The sequence below is a fragment of the Roseovarius salinarum genome (assembly GCF_002834145.1).
Taxonomy (GTDB): domain Bacteria; phylum Pseudomonadota; class Alphaproteobacteria; order Rhodobacterales; family Rhodobacteraceae; genus Roseovarius; species Roseovarius salinarum.
The window spans coordinates 339-19,001 of the sequence record NZ_PHNT01000030.1 but is presented as its reverse complement, the minus strand read 5'-3'; the positions used below and the strand labels follow the sequence as shown (position 1 = coordinate 19,001).

Annotated in this window: 15 protein-coding genes and 1 tRNA gene; 1 reads left to right on the top strand and 15 read right to left on the bottom strand. The window is 65.1% G+C overall.

Features of this window, described 5'->3' with window-relative positions:
- The 4 genes from CEF10_RS16350 to rpsL form a co-directional block, all read right to left on the bottom strand.
- Positions 1-127, bottom strand: a 127-nt coding sequence (locus tag CEF10_RS16350; protein ID WP_232796553.1) for a GTP-binding protein, incomplete at its 3' end; no start/stop codon positions are given.
- Between the two features lie 85 nt (positions 128-212).
- Positions 213-2,354, bottom strand: a complete 2,142-nt coding sequence (gene fusA, locus CEF10_RS16345; protein WP_101069238.1) for an elongation factor G — start codon at positions 2,352-2,354, stop codon at positions 213-215.
- A gap of 21 nt (positions 2,355-2,375) precedes the next feature.
- Complete coding sequence (gene rpsG, locus CEF10_RS16340) at positions 2,376-2,846, bottom strand: 30S ribosomal protein S7 (RefSeq protein WP_101069237.1); 471 nt, start codon at positions 2,844-2,846, stop codon at positions 2,376-2,378.
- 14 nt (positions 2,847-2,860) lie between these two features.
- Entirely contained in the window at positions 2,861-3,232 is a 372-nt protein-coding gene (gene rpsL / locus CEF10_RS16335; protein ID WP_087596791.1) for a 30S ribosomal protein S12, read from the bottom strand.
- 341 nt (positions 3,233-3,573) lie between these two features.
- Here rpsL and CEF10_RS16330 point away from each other — a divergent pair, with 341 nt between their 5' ends.
- Positions 3,574-4,407 (top strand): putative rhamnosyl transferase, encoded by an 834-nt coding sequence (locus CEF10_RS16330; protein ID WP_232796552.1) that lies wholly within the window; start codon positions 3,574-3,576, stop codon positions 4,405-4,407.
- Between the two features lie 6 nt (positions 4,408-4,413).
- On the opposite strand, the gene CEF10_RS16325 is transcribed toward CEF10_RS16330, so the two are convergent.
- The 11 genes from CEF10_RS16325 to CEF10_RS16275 form a co-directional block, all read right to left on the bottom strand.
- Complete coding sequence (locus CEF10_RS16325; RefSeq protein WP_101069235.1) at positions 4,414-5,316, bottom strand: DMT family transporter; 903 nt, start codon at positions 5,314-5,316, stop codon at positions 4,414-4,416.
- A 112-nt stretch (positions 5,317-5,428) separates the two neighbouring features.
- Complete coding sequence (gene rpoC, locus CEF10_RS16320; RefSeq protein ID WP_101069234.1) at positions 5,429-9,673, bottom strand: DNA-directed RNA polymerase subunit beta'; 4,245 nt, start codon at positions 9,671-9,673, stop codon at positions 5,429-5,431.
- Between the two features lie 101 nt (positions 9,674-9,774).
- Positions 9,775-13,911 carry a DNA-directed RNA polymerase subunit beta gene (gene rpoB, locus CEF10_RS16315; RefSeq protein WP_101069233.1) on the bottom strand — a complete coding sequence of 1,379 codons (4,137 nt, stop codon included), beginning with the start codon at positions 13,909-13,911 and terminating at the stop codon, positions 9,775-9,777.
- Between the two features lie 239 nt (positions 13,912-14,150).
- Complete coding sequence (rplL, locus tag CEF10_RS16310; RefSeq protein ID WP_101069232.1) at positions 14,151-14,531, bottom strand: 50S ribosomal protein L7/L12; 381 nt, start codon at positions 14,529-14,531, stop codon at positions 14,151-14,153.
- A gap of 72 nt (positions 14,532-14,603) precedes the next feature.
- A complete protein-coding gene (gene rplJ, locus CEF10_RS16305; protein ID WP_101069231.1) occupies positions 14,604-15,122 on the bottom strand; it encodes a 50S ribosomal protein L10 in 519 nt (172 codons plus the stop codon).
- A 256-nt stretch (positions 15,123-15,378) separates the two neighbouring features.
- Positions 15,379-16,080, bottom strand: coding sequence for a 50S ribosomal protein L1 (gene rplA / locus CEF10_RS16300; protein WP_101069230.1), 702 nt, complete (start codon positions 16,078-16,080; stop codon positions 15,379-15,381).
- 1 nt (position 16,081) lies between these two features.
- A complete protein-coding gene (gene rplK, locus CEF10_RS16295) occupies positions 16,082-16,507 on the bottom strand; it encodes a 50S ribosomal protein L11 (RefSeq protein ID WP_101069229.1) in 426 nt (141 codons plus the stop codon).
- 154 nt (positions 16,508-16,661) lie between these two features.
- Positions 16,662-17,195, bottom strand: a complete 534-nt coding sequence (gene nusG / locus CEF10_RS16290) for a transcription termination/antitermination protein NusG (RefSeq protein WP_101069228.1) — start codon at positions 17,193-17,195, stop codon at positions 16,662-16,664.
- Between the two features lie 188 nt (positions 17,196-17,383).
- The gene (secE, locus tag CEF10_RS16285; protein WP_101069227.1) at positions 17,384-17,581 is read right to left on the bottom strand and encodes a preprotein translocase subunit SecE; all 198 of its coding nucleotides are present in this window, start codon (positions 17,579-17,581) and stop codon (positions 17,384-17,386) included.
- A gap of 109 nt (positions 17,582-17,690) precedes the next feature.
- Positions 17,691-17,766 (bottom strand) — tRNA-Trp (locus CEF10_RS16280).
- Positions 17,767-18,268: 502 nt separating this feature from the next.
- Positions 18,269-18,663: EF-Tu C-terminal domain-related protein (locus CEF10_RS16275; protein ID WP_456300079.1), on the bottom strand; the 395-nt coding region annotated here is incomplete at its 5' end.

Sequence of the window (18,663 nt, the reverse complement as noted above, 5' to 3'; positions counted from 1 at the left end):
CGTAGGCCTGGAAATCACCGAAATACTTCGTGATCGCAGCCGTCAACGTCGTCTTGCCGTGGTCAACGTGACCAATCGTCCCGATGTTCACGTGCGGTTTCGAACGGTCAAACTTTTCCTTTGCCATCGTGGCCTCCTTGTCTTTTCGGATGGCGGGGTGAACCCCGCCCTACGGTTGATGGGCAGGGCGGGGTGCACCCCGCCACCCGGTGTTATGCGTACTTCGCCTGGATCTCGTCCGAGATGTTCTGCGGCACCGGTTCGTAATGCGAGAACTGCATCGTGAACTGGGCGCGGCCCGATGACATCGAGCGGAGCGTGTTGATGTAGCCGAACATGTTCGCCAGCGGCACGTGCGCGTCGATGACGATCGCGTTGCCGCGCGGCTCCTGGCCCTGAACCTGCCCGCGCCGCGAGGTCAGGTCGCCGATGATGGACCCGGTGTATTCCTCCGGCGTCACCACCTCGACCTTCATGACCGGCTCGAGCAGCTTGGCGCCCGCCTTCCGCAGGCCCTCGCGCATGCACATCCGGCTGGCGATCTCGAAGGCCATGACCGACGAGTCCACGTCGTGATACTTGCCGTCCACCAGCGCGACCTTGAAGTCGATCACGGGGAAACCGGCGAGCGGGCCGGATTCCATAACCGACTCGATGCCCTTCTCGACACCCGGGATGTACTCTTTCGGCACGTTACCGCCGACGATCCGGGATTCGAAACTGTAGCCCTCGCCGGGCTCGGTCGGCGCGATTTCCAGCTGGACCTCGGCGAACTGCCCCGAACCGCCCGTCTGCTTCTTGTGCGTGTAGGTGTGCAGGATCTGGTTCGAGATCGTTTCGCGATAGGCCACCTGCGGCGCACCGATGTTCGCGTCCACCTTGAATTCGCGCTTGAGGCGGTCGATCAGGATGTCGAGGTGAAGCTCGCCCATGCCCTTCATGATGGTCTGACCCGATTCCAGATCGGTTTCGACCTTGAAGGACGGGTCCTCGGCAGCGAGCCGCTGCAGGCCCTGGCTCATCTTCTCCTGGTCGGCCTTCGACTTGGGCTCGACGGCGATCTCGATCACCGGATCGGGGAACGTCATGGTTTCCAGCACGACCGGCTTGGCGGGGTCGCACAGCGTGTCGCCGGTGGTCGTCTCCTTCAGGCCCGCCAGCGCGATGATGTCGCCGGAGCCTGCCCAGTCGATCTCCTCGCGGGAGTTGGAGTGCATCATCATCATGCGCCCGATGCGCTCGCGGCGGCCCTTGGTCGCGTTGAGCACGTTGCCGCCCTTTTCCATGATGCCGGAGTAGATCCGGGTGAAGGTCAGCGAGCCCACGAAGGGGTCGTTCATGATCTTGAAGGCCAGCCCGGCGAACGGCTGATCGTCACCCGGCCTGCGTTCGATGTTGCGCGTCTCGGTCTCGTCGTCCGGCGCGAAACCCATGTAGGGCGGCACGTCGAGCGGACCGGGCAGATAGTCGATCACGGCGTTCAGGAGCGGCTGGACACCCTTGTTCTTGAACGCCGAGCCGCCGAGGATCGGCACGAAGGCCAGCTCCAGCGTGCCCTTGCGGATCAGCTCGCGCAGCTTGGGCTCGTCGGGCTCCTCGCCCTCGAGATAGGCTTCCATGGCCTCGTCATCGACCTCGACGGCGATCTCGATCAGCTCGCCGCGCATCTCCTCGGCCTTGTCCCTGAGCTCGTCGCGGATGTCCTGGATCACCCAGGTCGCACCCAGGTCTTCGCCCTTCCAGACCCACTCCTTCATGGTGACCAGGTCGACGATGCCTTCCAGCTTGTCCTCGGCCCCGATGGGCATCTGGATCGGCGCCGGCGTCGCGCCGGTGCGGTCCTTGATCATCTCGACGCAGTTGAAGAAGTCCGCGCCCAGCTTGTCCATCTTGTTGACGAAAACGATCCGCGGCACCTGGTACCGGTCGGCCTGGCGCCAGACGGTTTCCGTCTGCGGCTCGACGCCGGCGTTGGCATCCAGCACGGCGACCGCACCGTCGAGCACGGCAAGGCTGCGCTCCACCTCGATGGTGAAGTCCACGTGCCCGGGGGTGTCGATGATGTTGAAGCGGAACTTCGCCTCCTCGGGGGTGTCGCCGTAGATGCCGGTCGGGGTCTTGCCATCCTCGGTGCGGAACCAGAAGGTCGTGGTCGCGGCCGATGTGATGGTGATGCCACGCTCCTGCTCCTGGCTCATCCAGTCCATCGTCGCGGCGCCGTCATGCACCTCGCCGATCTTGTGGGACTTGCCGGTATAGAACAGGACCCGCTCGGTGCAGGTGGTCTTGCCGGCGTCGATGTGGGCCATGATGCCGAAGTTGCGATAGCGGTCGAGGGAATATTCGCGTGCCATGGGTCAGATGCCTTTGGAAGGTTACCAGCGGTAGTGGCTGAAGGCCTTGTTCGCCTCGGCCATCTTGTGAGTGTCTTCGCGCTTCTTCACGGCGGAACCCCGGCTGTTCACAGCATCCAGAAGCTCCCCGGCGAGGCGTTCTTCCATCGTGTTCTCGTTACGGGCGCGGCTGGCGTTGATCAGCCAGCGGATGGCCAGCGCCTCGCGGCGCTCGGGGCGCACCTCGACGGGCACCTGGTAGGTGGCCCCGCCAACGCGGCGCGAGCGGACCTCGACGGACGGCTTGATGTTGTCGATCGCCTCGTGGAAGATCTCCACCGGCGCGCGCTTGACCTTGTTCTCCACCCGGTCAAGGGCGCTGTAGACGATCTTTTCCGCGACCGACTTCTTGCCGTCGATCATCAGGTTGTTCATGAACTTCGACAGGACCCGGTCGCCGTACTTGGCGTCGGGCAGGATCTCGCGCTTTTCAGCGGCGTGACGACGGGACATTCTTCAAAATCCTCTTATTTCGGACGCTTGGCGCCGTATTTCGAGCGACGTTGCTTGCGATCCTTGACGCCCTGCGTGTCGAGCACACCGCGCAGGATGTGGTAACGCACGCCGGGAAGGTCCTTGACACGGCCGCCGCGGATCAGGACCACCGAGTGCTCCTGGAGGTTGTGCTTCTCGCCGGGGATGTAGCTGATGACCTCGTAGCCGTTCGTCAGGCGCACCTTGGCAACCTTCCGCATGGCCGAGTTCGGCTTCTTCGGCGTCGTCGTGTAGACCCGCGTGCAGACCCCGCGCTTCTGCGGGCACCCCTGCAGGTGCATGGACTTCTGGGACCTTACTTTCGGCTGCCGCGGCTTGCGGATCAGCTGCTGAATCGTTGGCATTCCGGTTCTTTCCCCGTCTCTCAACACATGTGTCTGCACGCCCCGGGCGTGCGGGTTAATGGCTCACGTCTCGCGCGTCCGCAAAACGTAAAAACCGCCATCGTATCCTGCTCGATCAGGCACGACGCGGTGGGCCTCCAGAGGATCGGGGCAGAGCGCCCGGATCTTGACCACTTCAGTTATGATATCGGCGACGGGACACACCCCGGACGCCAAGCTGTCGCGCGTATAGGGGGAGTCGCGGGGGTTGTCAACAGTGGCCGGCGGATCTTGCGACTTGGCCTGTCTGTGTCATTATCCGGCAAGCAAGCCGCGCCAGATCAAAAGACCGGAGCAGCCGAATGCAAGCCAGCGACATGCAAGTCATCGGGGTCTGCCGATTTTCCTATCCGGCGATCGGCGGGTTCAAGATCGAGCACGAGACGACCGAGGAACGGGAGGCCTTCCTGTACGCGCCCGAGCGGCTCGAGGAAAGGTTCCGAACCTTCGAAAGCTTCACACTGCCCGCGTTGCAGGCACAGTCCGACCCCGATTTCACTTTCCTTGTCGTGATCGGCCAGAGGATGCCCCCGGACGCCGAGGCAAGGCTGCGCGCGCTGCTGGCCGACATGCCGCAGGCGGTGATACAGGCACGCCCGCCCGAGCGGCACCGCACCGCGATGTTCAAGGCGATCGAGGCGGTGCGCGAGGATCGAGGCGTGCCCAGCCTGCAGTTCCGCATGGACGACGACGACGCGGTCAGCGTTCGTTTCGTGGAACGCCTGCGCGCCGCCGCCGACCGCGTGCGTCCGCTGATCCGGCAGGAACGCTTCGTCGCTTTCGATTTCAACCACGGCCACGTCGCGCGCCCCGGCCCCGAGGGCATCTCGGCCCAGCCGGTTGTCAAACCCGTTTGGACGCCGGCGCTGGGCATGTCCGTCAAACCCTGGGCGCGGCGCGGCATTCTGAACTTCGGCCACCAGAAGCTTCCCGAACTCATGCCGGTGCTGACCCTGCCTGATCCGGACATGTTCGTTCGCGGGCACAACACCTTCAACGGCTCGCGACAACGCCCCGGGATCAAGCCGCTGGACCTGCCGTTGCTCGACTCCGGGGGAGAGGCCGTTTTCCGCCGCGCGTTCAACATCGAGCCCGATCATGTCCGCACCCTCTGGCGTGAGCCCTTGCCGTCCTGAAGCCCGTCAACGCAGGCGCGGCCGCAGCGCGGCGTGCCGCGCGCGACCAAGCCGCGCCTCGCGGTAGAGCATGAACAGGCCGCTGCCCACGACGATGGCCGCGCCCAGCAGCGTGACCGGCTCGGGCCATTCGCCGAAAGCCGCCCAGCCCAGAACAAGCGCCCAGAGCAGACCGGTATAGCGGAAAGGCGAGACGAAGCTGACCTCGCCCACGCGCATTACCATGATGGAAAACAGGTAGCCGCCGATCACCATCGTGCCTGCCGCCAGCGTCAGGCCGCCGGCGCGCAGGTCCATCGGCGCCCACTCAACGGTCATGCTTGCCAGCCCGAAGAACACCATCACCGCGACCGAGGTGGTCAGCGTGACCAGCATCGACGGCGTACCCGCCGACAAACGCCGGGTTGTCAGGTCGCGCAGTGTCACGCACCCCACCGCCGCCAGCACGTAAAGCGAATAGATCGTGAACCCTTCGGTGCCCGGCCGCACGATCAGCAGCACGCCGACGAAACCCGCGAGAATGGCGCCGACCCTGCGCCAGCCCACGGGTTCACGCATGAACACCGCGGCGGCGAGCGTGATCGTCAGCGGCAGCGCCTGCAGGATCGCCGTCACGTTGGCCAGCGGCATCTCGAACAGCGCCGTCAGGAAAAAATACGCCGCCCCTATCTCCGTCAGCATCCGCAAGGCGATGAAGCCGCGGTCGCGCCGGGAAACCCGTGCGCGCAGCGCGCCGTTCCACAAGGCAATCGCCGCCACCGCCACCGTGGTGATGACGCCACGCAGGAACAGCAGCTGGAACAACGGCACCTCGCCGGCCAGCATTTTCATGAAGGTGTCGTTCAGCGTGAAGGCCGCCATCGAGGCCATCATCAGCAGCGCACCGGTCAGGTTGTCTGATCGTGCCATGGGATGCCAGTTCGTCGCGCACCGCGCATTAGACACCGATTTGAAGCGCCGGCAATGAAAAAGGGCCCCGCGCCGTCGCGCGGGGCCCCTGTCCGCCCGGACAGCAAGGCGATTATTCGTCGCGGTCTTCCGGCGTGTCCACGAGCGTGTCCGCCCCTTCGTCGCTGCCCGGCTCCTGTTCGGGGGCCGCAAGCGCGGCCGCCGCTTCCGCCTCTTCGCGGCGCGCCTCGATCACGACGTTGTCGCGGCTCTGCGCCACCTGACGGACCTGCTGGGTCGCCCCGCCGGTCCCCGCCGGGATCAGCCGGCCGACGATGACGTTTTCCTTCAGGCCCTGCAGCTTGTCGACCTTGCCCTGAACGCTGGCCTCGGTCAGCACGCGGGTGGTCTCCTGGAAGGAGGCGGCAGAGATGAAGCTGCGCGTCTGCAGCGATGCCTTGGTGATACCCAGCAGGATCGGCTCGCCCTGCGCAGGGCGGCCACCCTTGGCGATCGCCTTCTCGTTGGCGGCGTCGAACTCCTGCTTGTCCACGTGCTCGCCCTTGAGCAGCGTGGTTTCGCCGGAGTCGAGCACCTCCCACTTCTGCAGCATCTGGCGCACGACGACCTCGATGTGCTTGTCGTTGATCTTGACGCCCTGCAGGCGATAGACCTCCTGCACCTCGTTGATCATGTAGTCCGCCAGCGCCTCGACACCGAGGATCGACAGGATGTCGTGCGGCGCCGGGTTGCCGTCCATGATGTAGTCGCCCTTCTGGATGTAATCGCCCTCCTGCACCGGGATGTGCTTGCCCTTGGGGATCATGTACTCCCGGCGTTCCTGGCTTTCGTCCACGGGCTCGATCGTGACGCGGCGCTTGTTCTTGTAGTCCTTCCCGAAGCGCACGTAGCCGTCGATCTCGGCGATGATCGCGTGGTCCTTGGGCCGGCGTGCCTCGAACAGTTCGGCCACCCGCGGCAGGCCGCCGGTGATGTCCTTGGTCTTGGCGCCCTCGCGCGGGATCCGCGCGACCACATCGCCGGCCTCGATCTTCTGGCCGTCCTCGACCGACAGGATCGCGTCCACCGACATCGGGTAGGTGACCGGGTTGCCCACGTCGTTGCGCACCGGCTCGCCGGTCTCCGGATCGACGATCAGGATCTCGGGCTTGAGCTCGTTGCCCTTGGGCGCGGCGCGCCAGTCCGAGACGATGCGCTGGGTCATGCCCGTCGCGTCGTCGGTTTCCTCGCGCACCGACACGCCGGTGGTGAGGTCGACGAACTTCGCGGTCCCCGCCTTCTCGGCCAGGATCGGCAGCGTGTAGGGATCCCACTCGAACAGCTTGTCGCCGCGCGCGATGGTGTCGCCCTGCTTGACGAACAGCTTGGTGCCGTATCCCACCTTGTAGCTGGCCAGTTCGACGCCGTTCTCGCCCATGATCCGCAGTTTCATGTTGCGGCCCATGACCAGGGTCTCGCCGGATGCATTCTCCAGCGTCTGAGGGTTCTCGAAGTCGATCGTGCCTTCCTGGCCCGCTTCCTGGAACGACTGCTGGCCACCTGTGGCGACCCCGCCGATGTGGAAGGTCCGCATCGTCAGCTGCGTGCCCGGCTCGCCGATGGACTGTGCGGCGATGATTCCGACGGCCTCGCCGGTGTTGACCATCGTGCCGCGCGCAAGGTCGCGGCCGTAGCACATGGCGCAGACGCCGTCCTCGCTGTCGCAGGTCAGCGGCGAGCGGATGCGCGCCGATTGCACCGCGGCCTCCTCGATCGCGTCGGCGGTGCGCTCGTCGATCAGCTCGCCTTCCGAAACCAGGACTTCCTGCGTGGTGGGGTTGACGATCTCGTCGGCGGCCACGCGGCCCAGCACGCGCTCGCCCAGCGTCGCCACGACCTCGCCGTCGTTGACGGCGGCCTCGACGGTGATCGCGCGGTCGGTGCCGCAGTCATGCTCGCGCACGATGCAATCCTGCGCCACGTCGACGAGACGCCGGGTCAGGTAGCCCGAGTTCGCCGTCTTCAACGCGGTGTCCGAAAGGCCCTTCCGTGCGCCGTGGGTGGAGTTGAAGTACTCCAGCACGGTCAGACCTTCCTTGAAGTTCGAGATGATCGGCGTCTCGATAATGTCGCCGTTGGGCTTGGCCATCAGGCCGCGCATGCCGCCCAGCTGCTTCATCTGCGTGACCGAGCCCCGCGCGCCCGAATGGGCCATCATGTAGATGCTGTTGGGCTCGACCTCGGCGCCGCCGTCATCGAACTTCGACGACGAGATCGTTCCCATCATCGCCTCGGTGACCTGGTCGTTGCACTTGGACCACGCATCGACGACCTTGTTGTACTTCTCGCCCTGGGTGATCAGCCCGTCCATGTACTGCTGTTCGAAGTCCTTCACCTGCTGGCGGGTTTCTTCGACGATGCCCCACTTGTCATCGGGGATCACCATGTCGTCCTTGCCGAAGCTGATACCGGCGTTGAACGCTTCGCGGAAGCCCGTGGACATGATCTGGTCGCAGAAGATCACCGATTCCTTCTGCCCGCAGTAGCGGTAGACGGTGTCGATCACGTTCTGCACTTCCTTCTTGCGAAGCAGCTTGTTGACCAGCTCGAAGGGGGCCTTGGCGTTCATGGGCAGCAGCGCGCCCAGGCGCACGCGGCCCGGAGTCGTCTCGTACCGCCTGACGACCTCGTTGCCTTCCTCGTCGATCTGCTTGATGCGGCACTCGATCTTGGCGTGCATGTGCACCTCGCCGGCCTCCAGCGCGTGCTGCACCTCCTCGACCGAGGAAAAGACCATGCCCTCGCCCTTCATGCCCTCGCGCATGAGCGAAATGTAGTAGAGGCCCAGGATCATGTCCTGGCTGGGCACGATGATCGGCGCGCCGTTGGCGGGCGACAGCACGTTGTTCGTGGACATCATCAGAACCCGCGCCTCGAGTTGCGCCTCGAGGCTCAGCGGCACGTGCACGGCCATCTGGTCGCCGTCGAAGTCCGCGTTGAAGGCCGAGCAGACCAGCGGGTGAAGCTGGATCGCCTTGCCCTCGATCAGCACGGGCTCGAACGCCTGGATGCCCAGGCGGTGCAGGGTCGGCGCGCGGTTGAGCAGCACCGGGTGTTCGCGGATCACCTCGTCGAGGATGTCCCAGACCTCGGGCCGCTCCTTTTCCACCAGCTTCTTGGCCTGCTTGACGGTGGACGACATGCCCTTCGCCTCGAGCCGCGAGTAGATGAAGGGCTTGAACAATTCCAGCGCCATCTTCTTCGGCAACCCGCACTGGTGCAGCTTGAGCTCGGGGCCGGTCACGATGACCGAGCGCCCCGAGAAGTCCACGCGCTTGCCCAGCAGGTTCTGGCGGAACCGGCCCTGCTTGCCCTTGAGCATGTCCGAGAGCGATTTCAGCGGACGCTTGTTCGCGCCGGTGATGACCCGGCCGCGGCGGCCGTTGTCGAACAGCGCATCGACCGATTCCTGCAGCATCCGCTTTTCGTTGCGCACGATGATGTCGGGCGCACGCAACTCGATCAGCCGCTTGAGGCGGTTGTTGCGGTTGATGACCCGGCGGTAGAGATCGTTGAGGTCCGAGGTCGCGAACCGGCCGCCGTCCAGCGGCACCAGGGGGCGCAGCTCGGGCGGGATCACCGGGATCACGGTCATGATCATCCACTCGGGCCGGTTGCCCGACTCCAGGAAGCTCTCGACGACCTTGAGCCGCTTGATGATCTTCTTCGGCTTGAGTTCGCCGGTGGCCTCGGCCAGGTCGGCGCGCAGGTTCTCGGCCTCGCTTTCAAGGTCGATCTGGGCCAGCATCTCGCGGATCGCCTCGGCGCCGATGTTGGCGGTGAAGGCATCCATACCGTACTGGTCCTGCGCGTCCATGAACTCTTCCTCGGTCAGCATCTGGCCATAGCTCAGATCGGTCAGACCGGGTTCGATCACCACGTAGTTCTCGAAATAGAGCACGCGCTCGAGGTCGCGCAGCGTCATGTCCAGCATCAGGCCGATGCGCGAGGGCAGCGACTTGAGAAACCAGATGTGCGCGCAGGGTGCGGCCAGCTCGATGTGGCCCATGCGCTCGCGCCGGACCTTCTGGAGCGTGACCTCGACACCGCACTTCTCGCAGACAACACCGCGGTACTTCATGCGCTTGTACTTGCCGCACAGGCACTCGTAGTCCTTGATCGGCCCGAAGATCCGGGCGCAGAACAGGCCGTCGCGCTCCGGCTTGAACGTGCGGTAGTTGATCGTTTCGGGCTTCTTGATCTCGCCATACGACCAGCTGAGGATGCGCTCGGGCGAGGCGAGGCTGACCTTGATCTCGTCGAAGATCTTGGCCGGTGCGTTCGGGTTGAACGGGTTGTTCGTCAGTTCCTGGTTCATCTTGATACCTCGAATATCCTGCGTCGGGAGAGGAGGGCGTGGCGGGGTGAACCCCGCCCTGCCCGGAGCGCCGTCGAGCGGAGATCACCCCGCCCTTCGGCTCACTCGTCCTCCTCCACGTCCAGGAGTTCCATGTTGAGCCCGAGCCCGCGGACTTCCTTCACCAGCACGTTGAAGCTTTCGGGCACGCCGGCCTCGAAGGTGTCCTCGCCCTTGACGATCGACTCGTAGACCTTCGTGCGGCCCGCGACGTCGTCGGACTTCACCGTCAGCATCTCCTGCAGGGTGTAGGCCGCGCCGTAGGCTTCCAGCGCCCAGACCTCCATCTCGCCGAAACGCTGGCCGCCGAACTGCGCCTTGCCGCCCAGCGGCTGCTGGGTGACCAGGCTGTAGGGGCCGGTGGAGCGCGCGTGGATCTTGTCGTCCACCAGGTGGTGCAGCTTCAGCAGGTACTTGATGCCGACCGTCACGGGGCGGCTGAACTGCTCGCCCGTGCGCCCGTCGAAAAGCACCGACTGCCCGGACTGGTCAAAGCCCGCGCGTTCCAGCGCGTCGTTGACATCGGCCTCCTTGGCGCCGTCGAAGACCGGCGTGGCGATGGGCACGCCGTTGGTGACGTTGCCCGCGGCCTCGATCAGCTGCGGCTCGTCCATGCCGGCAATGCCTTCCTCGTAGACCTCGTCGCCATAGGCGATCTTCATGGCCTCGCGCACCGGCGTCATGTCGCCCGACCGGCGATACTCCTGCAGCGCCTCGTCGACCTTGATGCCGAGCCCGCGCGACGCCCAGCCCATGTGGGTCTCCAGGATCTGGCCCACGTTCATCCGGCTGGGCACGCCCAGCGGGTTGAGGCAGAAATCCACCGGCGTGCCGTCCTCGAGGAACGGCATGTCCTCCATCGGAACGACCTTCGAGATCACGCCCTTGTTGCCGTGCCGGCCGGCCATCTTGTCACCCGGCTGCAGCTTGCGCTTCACCGCGATGAAGACCTTGACCATCTTCATCACGCCCGGCGGCAGGTCATCGCCACGGCGCACCTTCTCGACCTTGTCCTCGAAACGGGCGTCGAGCGTGCGTTTCTGGCTTTCGTACTGCTCGTTGAGGGCCTCGACGACCTGCGCGTCCTGCTCGTCCTTGAGCGCGAGCTGCCACCACTGGCCCTTGGTCAGCGACTCCAGCAGCTCCTCGGTGATCTCCGAGTTCGCCTTGACGCCCTTGGGGCCCTTGACCGCGGTCTTGCCCAGCAGGAGCGACTTGAGGCGGGCATAGATGTTGCGATCGAGGATCGCCAGCTCGTCGTCGCGGTCGCGGGCAAGGCGTTCGACTTCCTCGCGCTCGATCTGCAACGCGCGCTCGTCCTTTTCCACGCCGTGGCGGTTGAAGACGCGCACCTCGACGACGGTGCCGAAATCGCCCGGCTTCACCCGCAGCGACGTGTCGCGCACGTCCGACGCCTTTTCCCCGAAGATCGCGCGCAGCAGCTTCTCTTCCGGGGTCATCGGGCTTTCGCCCTTGGGCGTGATCTTGCCCACCAGGATGTCGCCGGGCTCCACGTCGGCGCCGATGTAGACGATGCCGGCCTCGTCGAGGTTGCGCAGCGCCTCCTCGCCCACGTTGGGAATGTCGCGGGTGATCTCTTCCGGGCCGAGCTTCGTGTCGCGCGCGGCGACCTCGAATTCCTCGATGTGCACGGAGGTGAACACGTCATCGCGCGCCACCCGTTCCGAGATCAGGATCGAGTCCTCGAAGTTGTAGCCGTTCCACGGCATGAACGCGGTCACCACGTTCTTGCCCAGCGCCAGTTCGCCCAGATCGGTCGAGGGGCCATCGGCGATGACCTCGCCCTTCTCGACGCTCTGGCCCACCGTCACCAGCGGACGCTGGTTGATGCAGGTGTTCTGGTTGCTGCGCTGGAACTTGCGCATGCGGTAGATGTCCACGCCGGGGTCGCCCACCTCGAGGTCCTCGGTGGCGCGCACGACGATCCGGGTGCCGTCGACCTGGTCGATGACGCCCGCGCGCCTGGCCATGATCGAGGCCCCCGAATCGCGGGCGACGACGCCCTCGATGCCGGTCCCCACCAGCGGCGCCTCGGACCGCAGCGTCGGCACGGCCTGCCGCTGCATGTTCGAGCCCATCAGCGCGCGGTTGGCGTCATCGTTTTCCAGGAACGGGATCAGCGAGGCCGCCACCGACACCAGCTGCTTGGGGCTGACGTCGATCAGGTCCACCGTCTCGTTCGGCGCGAGCATGTATTCGCCCGCCTGCCGCGTGCTCACCAGATCGTTCACGAAGCGGCCCGCGTCGTCGAGCTTGGCGTTGGCCTGGGCGACGGTATGGCGCATCTCCTCGGTGGCCGACATGTACTGGACCTCGTCGGTCACCTGCCCGTTCTCGACCCGGCGGTACGGCGTCTCGATGAAGCCGTACTTGTTGACCCGTGCGAAGGTCGCCAGGCTGTTGATCAGGCCGATGTTCGGGCCTTCCGGCGTCTCGATCGGGCACATGCGGCCGTAGTGGGTCGGGTGAACGTCGCGCACCTCGAAACCCGCGCGCTCGCGCGTCAGGCCGCCCGGCCCGAGCGCCGAGAGGCGCCGCTTGTGCGTGACCTCGCTGAGCGGGTTGGTCTGGTCCATGAACTGCGACAGCTGGGACGAGCCGAAGAATTCGCGCACCGCCGCCGCCGCCGGCTTGGCATTTATCAGGTCCTGCGGCATGACCGTGTCGATCTCGACGCCCGACATGCGCTCCTTGATCGCGCGCTCCATGCGCAGCAGGCCGACGCGGTACTGGTTCTCCATCAGTTCGCCGACCGACCGGACGCGGCGGTTTCCGAGGTGGTCGATATCGTCCACTTCGCCGCGGCCGTCGCGCAGTTCCACCAGTGCCTTGATGCAGGCCACGATATCCTCGCGCCGAAGGGTGCGCTGGGTATCCTCGGCATCAAGGTTCAGACGCATGTTCATCTTCACACGACCCACGGCCGACAGGTCATAGCGTTCGGCGTCGAAGAACAGGGAATCGAACAGCGCCGAGGCCGCTTCCTCGGTCGGCGGCTCGCCTGGGCGCATCACGCGATAGATGTCCATGAGCGCGGTTTCGCGGTTCATGTTCTTGTCCATCGCCATCGTGTTGCGGATGTAGGGGCCGACGTTCACGTTATCGATGTCGAGCACCGGGATATCGGTGATGCCCGCGTCCAGCAGTTCCTGAAGGGTGCCGCCGGTTATCTCGCCGTCCTTGTCGTGTTCCAGCGTGAGTTCGTCGCCGGCCTCGACATAGATCGCGCCGGTTTCCTCGTTGATGATGTCGCGCGCCACGTACTTGCCGACGATCTGGTCGAAGGGCACGAGGATCTCGTCGACGGAGCCCTCGTCGATGAGCTTCTTGACCGCGCGCGGCGTGACCTTCTTGCCGGCCTCGGCGATGACCTCGCCCGTCTTGGCGTCGACAAGGTCATAGGCGGGGCGCGTGCCGCGCACACGCTCGGGGAAGAACTTGGTGACCCAGCCCTTCTTCTTTTTCAGCTTGTAGTCGACCGTGTCGTAGTAGGCATTCATGATGCCTTCCTGATCGAGGCCGAGCGCATAGAGCAGGGTCGTCACCGGGAGTTTCCGGCGCCGGTCGATGCGGCAATAGACGATGTCCTTGGCGTCGAACTCGAAATCGAGCCACGAGCCGCGGTAGGGGATGATGCGGCAGGCGAAGAGCAGCTTGCCCGAGCTGTGGGTCTTGCCCTTGTCGTGGTCGAAGAAGACACCCGGCGACCGGTGCATCTGGCTGACGATCACCCGCTCGGTGCCGTTGACGATGAAGGTGCCGTGCGGCGTCATCAGGGGCATGTCACCCATGAAGACGTCCTGCTCCTTGATGTCCTTCACGGACTTGGACCCGGTGTCGTCGTCGACGTCGAACACGATGAGCCGCAGCGTGACCTTGAGCGGCGCCGCGTAGGTCATGTCGCGCTGCATGCACTCCTCGACGTCGTATTTCGGCTTCTCCAGCTCGTAGTCGACGAATTCGATGACGCTGGTCTCGTTGAAATCGCTGATCGGGAAAACCGACTGGAAAACGCCCTTGATCCCCTCGCCGTCCTGCGGCTCCGGCTGGTCGCCGGAATGGAGGAAAAGATCGTATGAGGATTTCTGGACCTCGATGAGGTTGGGCATGTCCAGCACTTCGCGAATCTTGCCGAAGTACCGGCGCAAACGCTTCTGGCCGAGGTAGGTGTTAGCCATTTTCGATGTCACCTTTCGTTTCTCACCGGCCACGCGCGCTGTCGGGCCCCAGCGCCGCGGCCAACCGAGATAGCGGGTTGCGATCCATTCCCGGCCCCTGTCCCACCAGGGGCCTCCCGATCGCGAGAACCTCGCCTGAGACAACCCCTGCGTCACAAGGGGCTGTCCGAGACAGGTTCGGCTGGGCCCGGGGAAACCGGACCCAGCCACGTCTGCTCACCGGGCGAAGCCGGATGTCGTCACTTCAGCTCGATTTCCGCGCCAGCGTCTTCGAGCTTCTTCTTGATGTCCTCGGCCTCTTCCTTGTCGACGCCTTCCTTGACGGGCTTGCCGCCGGCCTCGACCAGTTCCTTGGCTTCCTTCAGGCCCAGGCCCGTGATGCCGCGAACTTCCTTGATCACGTTGATCTTCGAGGAGCCGGCCGACTTCAGGATGACGTCGAATTCCGTCTGTTCTTCGGCTTCCTCGGCCGCTTCGCCACCGGCGGGGCCGGCCATCATCACGGCGCCGCCCGAGGCGGGCTCGATGCCGTATTCGTCCTTCAGGATGGTTTTCAGTTCCTGCGCCTCGAGAAGCGTCAGACCAACGATCTCTTCGGCAAGTTTCTTCAGATCAGCCATTTTGACTCTTTCCGTTTTTCAGATGTGTTCCAACGTCGGGCAATCAACCCCACGCCGATCCGTTCCAGTTGCTTACGCGGCTTCGGCCTTCTCTTCGATGGTCGAAAGGATGCTCGCGATGTTCGAAGCAGGGGCGCCAATCGCACCGGCGACGTTCGAGGCGGGTGCGCCGAGCATGCCCGCGAGCTGAGCCAGAAGCTCCTCGCGCGAGGGCATGTCGGAAACCGCCTTGACACCGGCCCGGTCCAGGTGATCCGACCCCATCGCCCCGCCAAGGATCTCGAACTTCTTGTTGTCCTTGGCGAAACCCTCGGCCACCTTGGCTGCTGCCACGGGGTCCTCGGAGAAGGTCAGAACGGTCATGCCCTGAAGGAATTCGGCGATGCTTTCGCAGGGCCGGCCCTCGAGGGCGATCTTGGCGAGCCTGTTCTTGGCGACGCGGACGGATGCATCGGCCGCGCGGGCGCGCGCACGAAGATCCTGCATCTCGGCAACTGTCAGGCCGGCGTAGTGGGCGACCACGACGACGCCAGAGCTTTCGAAGATCTGGCCGAGTTCCTCGACCACTTTCTCTTTCTGGGCTCTATCCACAGTTTCACTCCAGTTCTGGGGGTTCCCCCCCGGCTCGGTTGTGCCACCCCGGCGGGGCGGCGTTCGGGTCCAATTTCAGGGTCCCGAGGCCAAGATCACCCCGAAAGCGATGGCCGCCTTCGTTGAAATCCCATCTCGTTCCCCATCTCAGGAAGGAATTATAGGGCGTTGGCCCAACCCTCCATCTCGGACAGGACGAGGCCGCAACCGGCCCCGCCATTCGGCCCGGCCCCGCGAACGGGACCGCACCAAATCCTTATTGTTCGGACGCGGCGTTGCCCACGTCCACGCTGACGCCCGGCCCCATGGTCGAGGTCAGCGAGATCTTCTTGACGTAGGTGCCCTTGGCGCCCGCCGGCTTGGCCTTGTTCACGGCGGCGATGAAGGCACGCACGTTCTCGGCCAGCTTGCTCTCGTCGAACGACGCCTTGCCGACGCCCGCGTGCACCACGCCGGCCTTCTCGGCCTTGAACTGGACCTGACCGGCCTTGGCATCCTTCACCGCCTGGGCCACGTCCATGGTCACGGTGCCGACCTTGGGGTTCGGCATCAGGTTGCGCGGGCCCAGGATCTTGCCCAGGCGCCCCACCACCGGCATCATGTCGGGGGTGGCGATGCAGCGCTCGAAGTTGATCTCGCCGCCCTGGATCGTTTCCATCAGGTCCTCGGCGCCGACGATGTCCGCGCCGGCCTCCTGCGCTTCCTCGGCCTTCTGTCCGCGGGCAAACACGGCAACGCGCACGTCCTTGCCAGTGCCGTTCGGCAGGCCGACGACGCCACGCACCATCTGGTCGGCATGGCGCGGATCGACCCCGAGATTCACAGCGATCTCGACGGTTTCGTCGAAGTTTGCCGTTGCGTTCTGCTTGATCACCGAGACGGCCTCCTCGACAGAGACGTCACTCTTGCCGGAGACGGCCTCGCGGGCAGCGCGGGTACGTTTTCCAAGCTTTGCCATCTTACTTCACCTCGATGCCCATGGACTTCGCGCTGCCCAGGATGATCTTCATCGCGGACTCCATGTCGGTGGCGTTCAGGTCGCGCCATTTCGCTTCCGCGATCTCGCGCACCTGCTTGGTCGTCACCGTCCCGGCGGTGGCGCGGCCCGGCGTGGTCGCGCCCGACTTCAGCTTCGCCGCCTTCTTGAGATAGTAGGACGCCGGCGGCGTCTTGATTTCCATCTCGAAGGACTTGTCCTGGTAATAGGTGATCAGCGTGGGGCAGGGCGCGCCCTGCTCCATCTCCTGCGTCTTGGCGTTGAACGCCTTGCAGAATTCCATGATGTTGATGCCGCGCTGACCCAGCGCCGGGCCGACGGGCGGGCTGGGGTTCGCCTGGCCGGCAGGCACCTGCAGCTTCATGGTGCCGGCAAGTTTCTTGGCCATCTGGCCTCTCCTTCTTTCCAACAGCCTGCCGACGCGTCGACGGGCCTTTGCGTTGCCGTGGTCCGGCGCGGCGTCGCGACGCCCCGACCTCCCACATCGTCATCCCGGTCGCCCGGGCATTTCCGGGGGGCGCCGTGACGACGCCCCGCGCACGTCAGGCCTGCTTGGTAACCTGCGTGTATTCCAGCTCGACCGGCGTCTCCCGGCCGAAGATCGAGACCATCACCTTCAGGCGCTGGTTGTCGTCGTCCACCTCGGCGACCATGCCATCGAAATCCTCGAACGGGCCGTCGTTCACCTTGACCTTCTCGCCCACCTCGAAGGAAATCAGGGTCCGCGGCGCCTCTTCGCCCTCCTGGACGCGGTTGAGGATCGCGTTGACCTCGGCATCGCGCATGGGCATCGGCCGCCCCTGCGGGCCAAGGAACCCCGTCACGCGGTTGATCGAGTTGATAAGGTGATATCCCCGGTCCGACATCTCCATGCGCACGAGCACGTAGCCGGGCATGAAGCGGCGCTCGGTCGTGACCTTCTTGCCACGGCGCACCTCGATCACCTCCTCGGTGGGCACGAGCACTTCCTCGATCTCGTCCTCGAGGCCGTTCTCGGCGACCGATTGCCTGATCTGCTCGGCGACCTTCTTCTCGAAGTTCGAGAGAACGCTGACCGAGTACCACCGCTTCGCCATAAGGCCAAAACCCCCGTCTCAACCGGCGCCAAAGGCCGAAAATCCATTTCACCACAGGCCTTTGCCCGACCACCCCAAAACAAAAATCGGCGCGCAACACGAATCGCCGCGCGCCATGTCCGGGAAGTGGCGTGTGGCCTAGCGCCAATTCCGGGCGGATTCAAGGGGGCGGGGGCGTTTTTGCCCGTTCAGCCGAACAGCGACAGGACGCCCTCGAGGCCGCTGCGGATCACCAGATCCACCAGCGCGAAGAACGTCGCCGTCAGGGCGGCCATGATGAAGACCATGACCGTGGTCAACAGGACTTCGCGCCGGGTCGGCCAGACGACCTTGGCCACTTCCGCGCGGACCTGCTGGATGAACTGCAAAGGGTTCGGGCTTGCCATGCTTGCGCCAACCTCGGATAGGGATCTGCTGCGCGCGACATACGCGGGCCACGTGGCGAATTCAAGACGCGATTCGGATCGCAGGGCGCAGCGCCGACCTGAAGGAAAGTGGCAGGGGCAGCAGGGCTCGAACCCGCGACCTACGGTTTTGGAGACCGTCGCTCTACCAGCTGAGCTATACCCCTGTGGCCACGCGCCGACTTAAGGCACCTTTCCTCGGGAATCAAGCGCCCGCACGGCATTTCTTGGCGCGACCGGCAAGATCGTCGTCGCGCGCCCGTGAGGCGCCGCGACCGCCCGGTCGCGAAGGTTTGGACTGCGGCGTGATCGCGAACCCGGTAACCTTGATTCACCTGCCCAAGCAACACCAGCCGGAAGGAGACGACATGACGCGCCGTGCCCGCCCGCCCCGCCTTTCCCGCCTGCCACTCGTCGCGGCGGCTGCGCTGGCGGCGGGCCCCGCCGTTGCGGCGCCGGGCGCCGTCACGGCATGGGATCCCGTCGCTGTCCCGAACGAACGGGTTGCGCCGGATCGACCGTCGGCCATCATTCACGCCCGCCCGCCGCTGCCGTTGCGGATGCGCTGCCCGGACCCCGCCGCCCCCAGGCGCCTGACGTGAAATCCACGTACCAAAGAAAAGGGGCGCCCGGCCGGGGCGCCCCTTGAAAGCCGCGGCAGGGCCGCGCTCACTCGATGATTTTTGAGACGACGCCTGCGCCGACGGTGCGGCCGCCCTCGCGGATGGCGAAGCGCAGGCCGTCCTCCATGGCGATGGGCGCGATCAGCTCGACCGAGAACGACACGTTGTCGCCCGGCATCACCATCTCCGTGCCCTCCTTCAGCGTCACCGTCCCCGTCACGTCCGTCGTGCGGAAGTAGAACTGCGGACGGTAGTTGGCGAAGAACGGCGTGTGACGACCGCCCTCCTCCTTCGTCAGGATGTAGGCCTCCGCCTCGAACTTCGTGTGCGGCGTCACGGACTTCGGCTTGCACAGAACCTGCCCGCGCTCCACGTCGTCGCGGTTGATGCCGCGCAGAAGCGCGCCGATGTTGTCGCCCGCCTCGCCCGAATCGAGCAGCT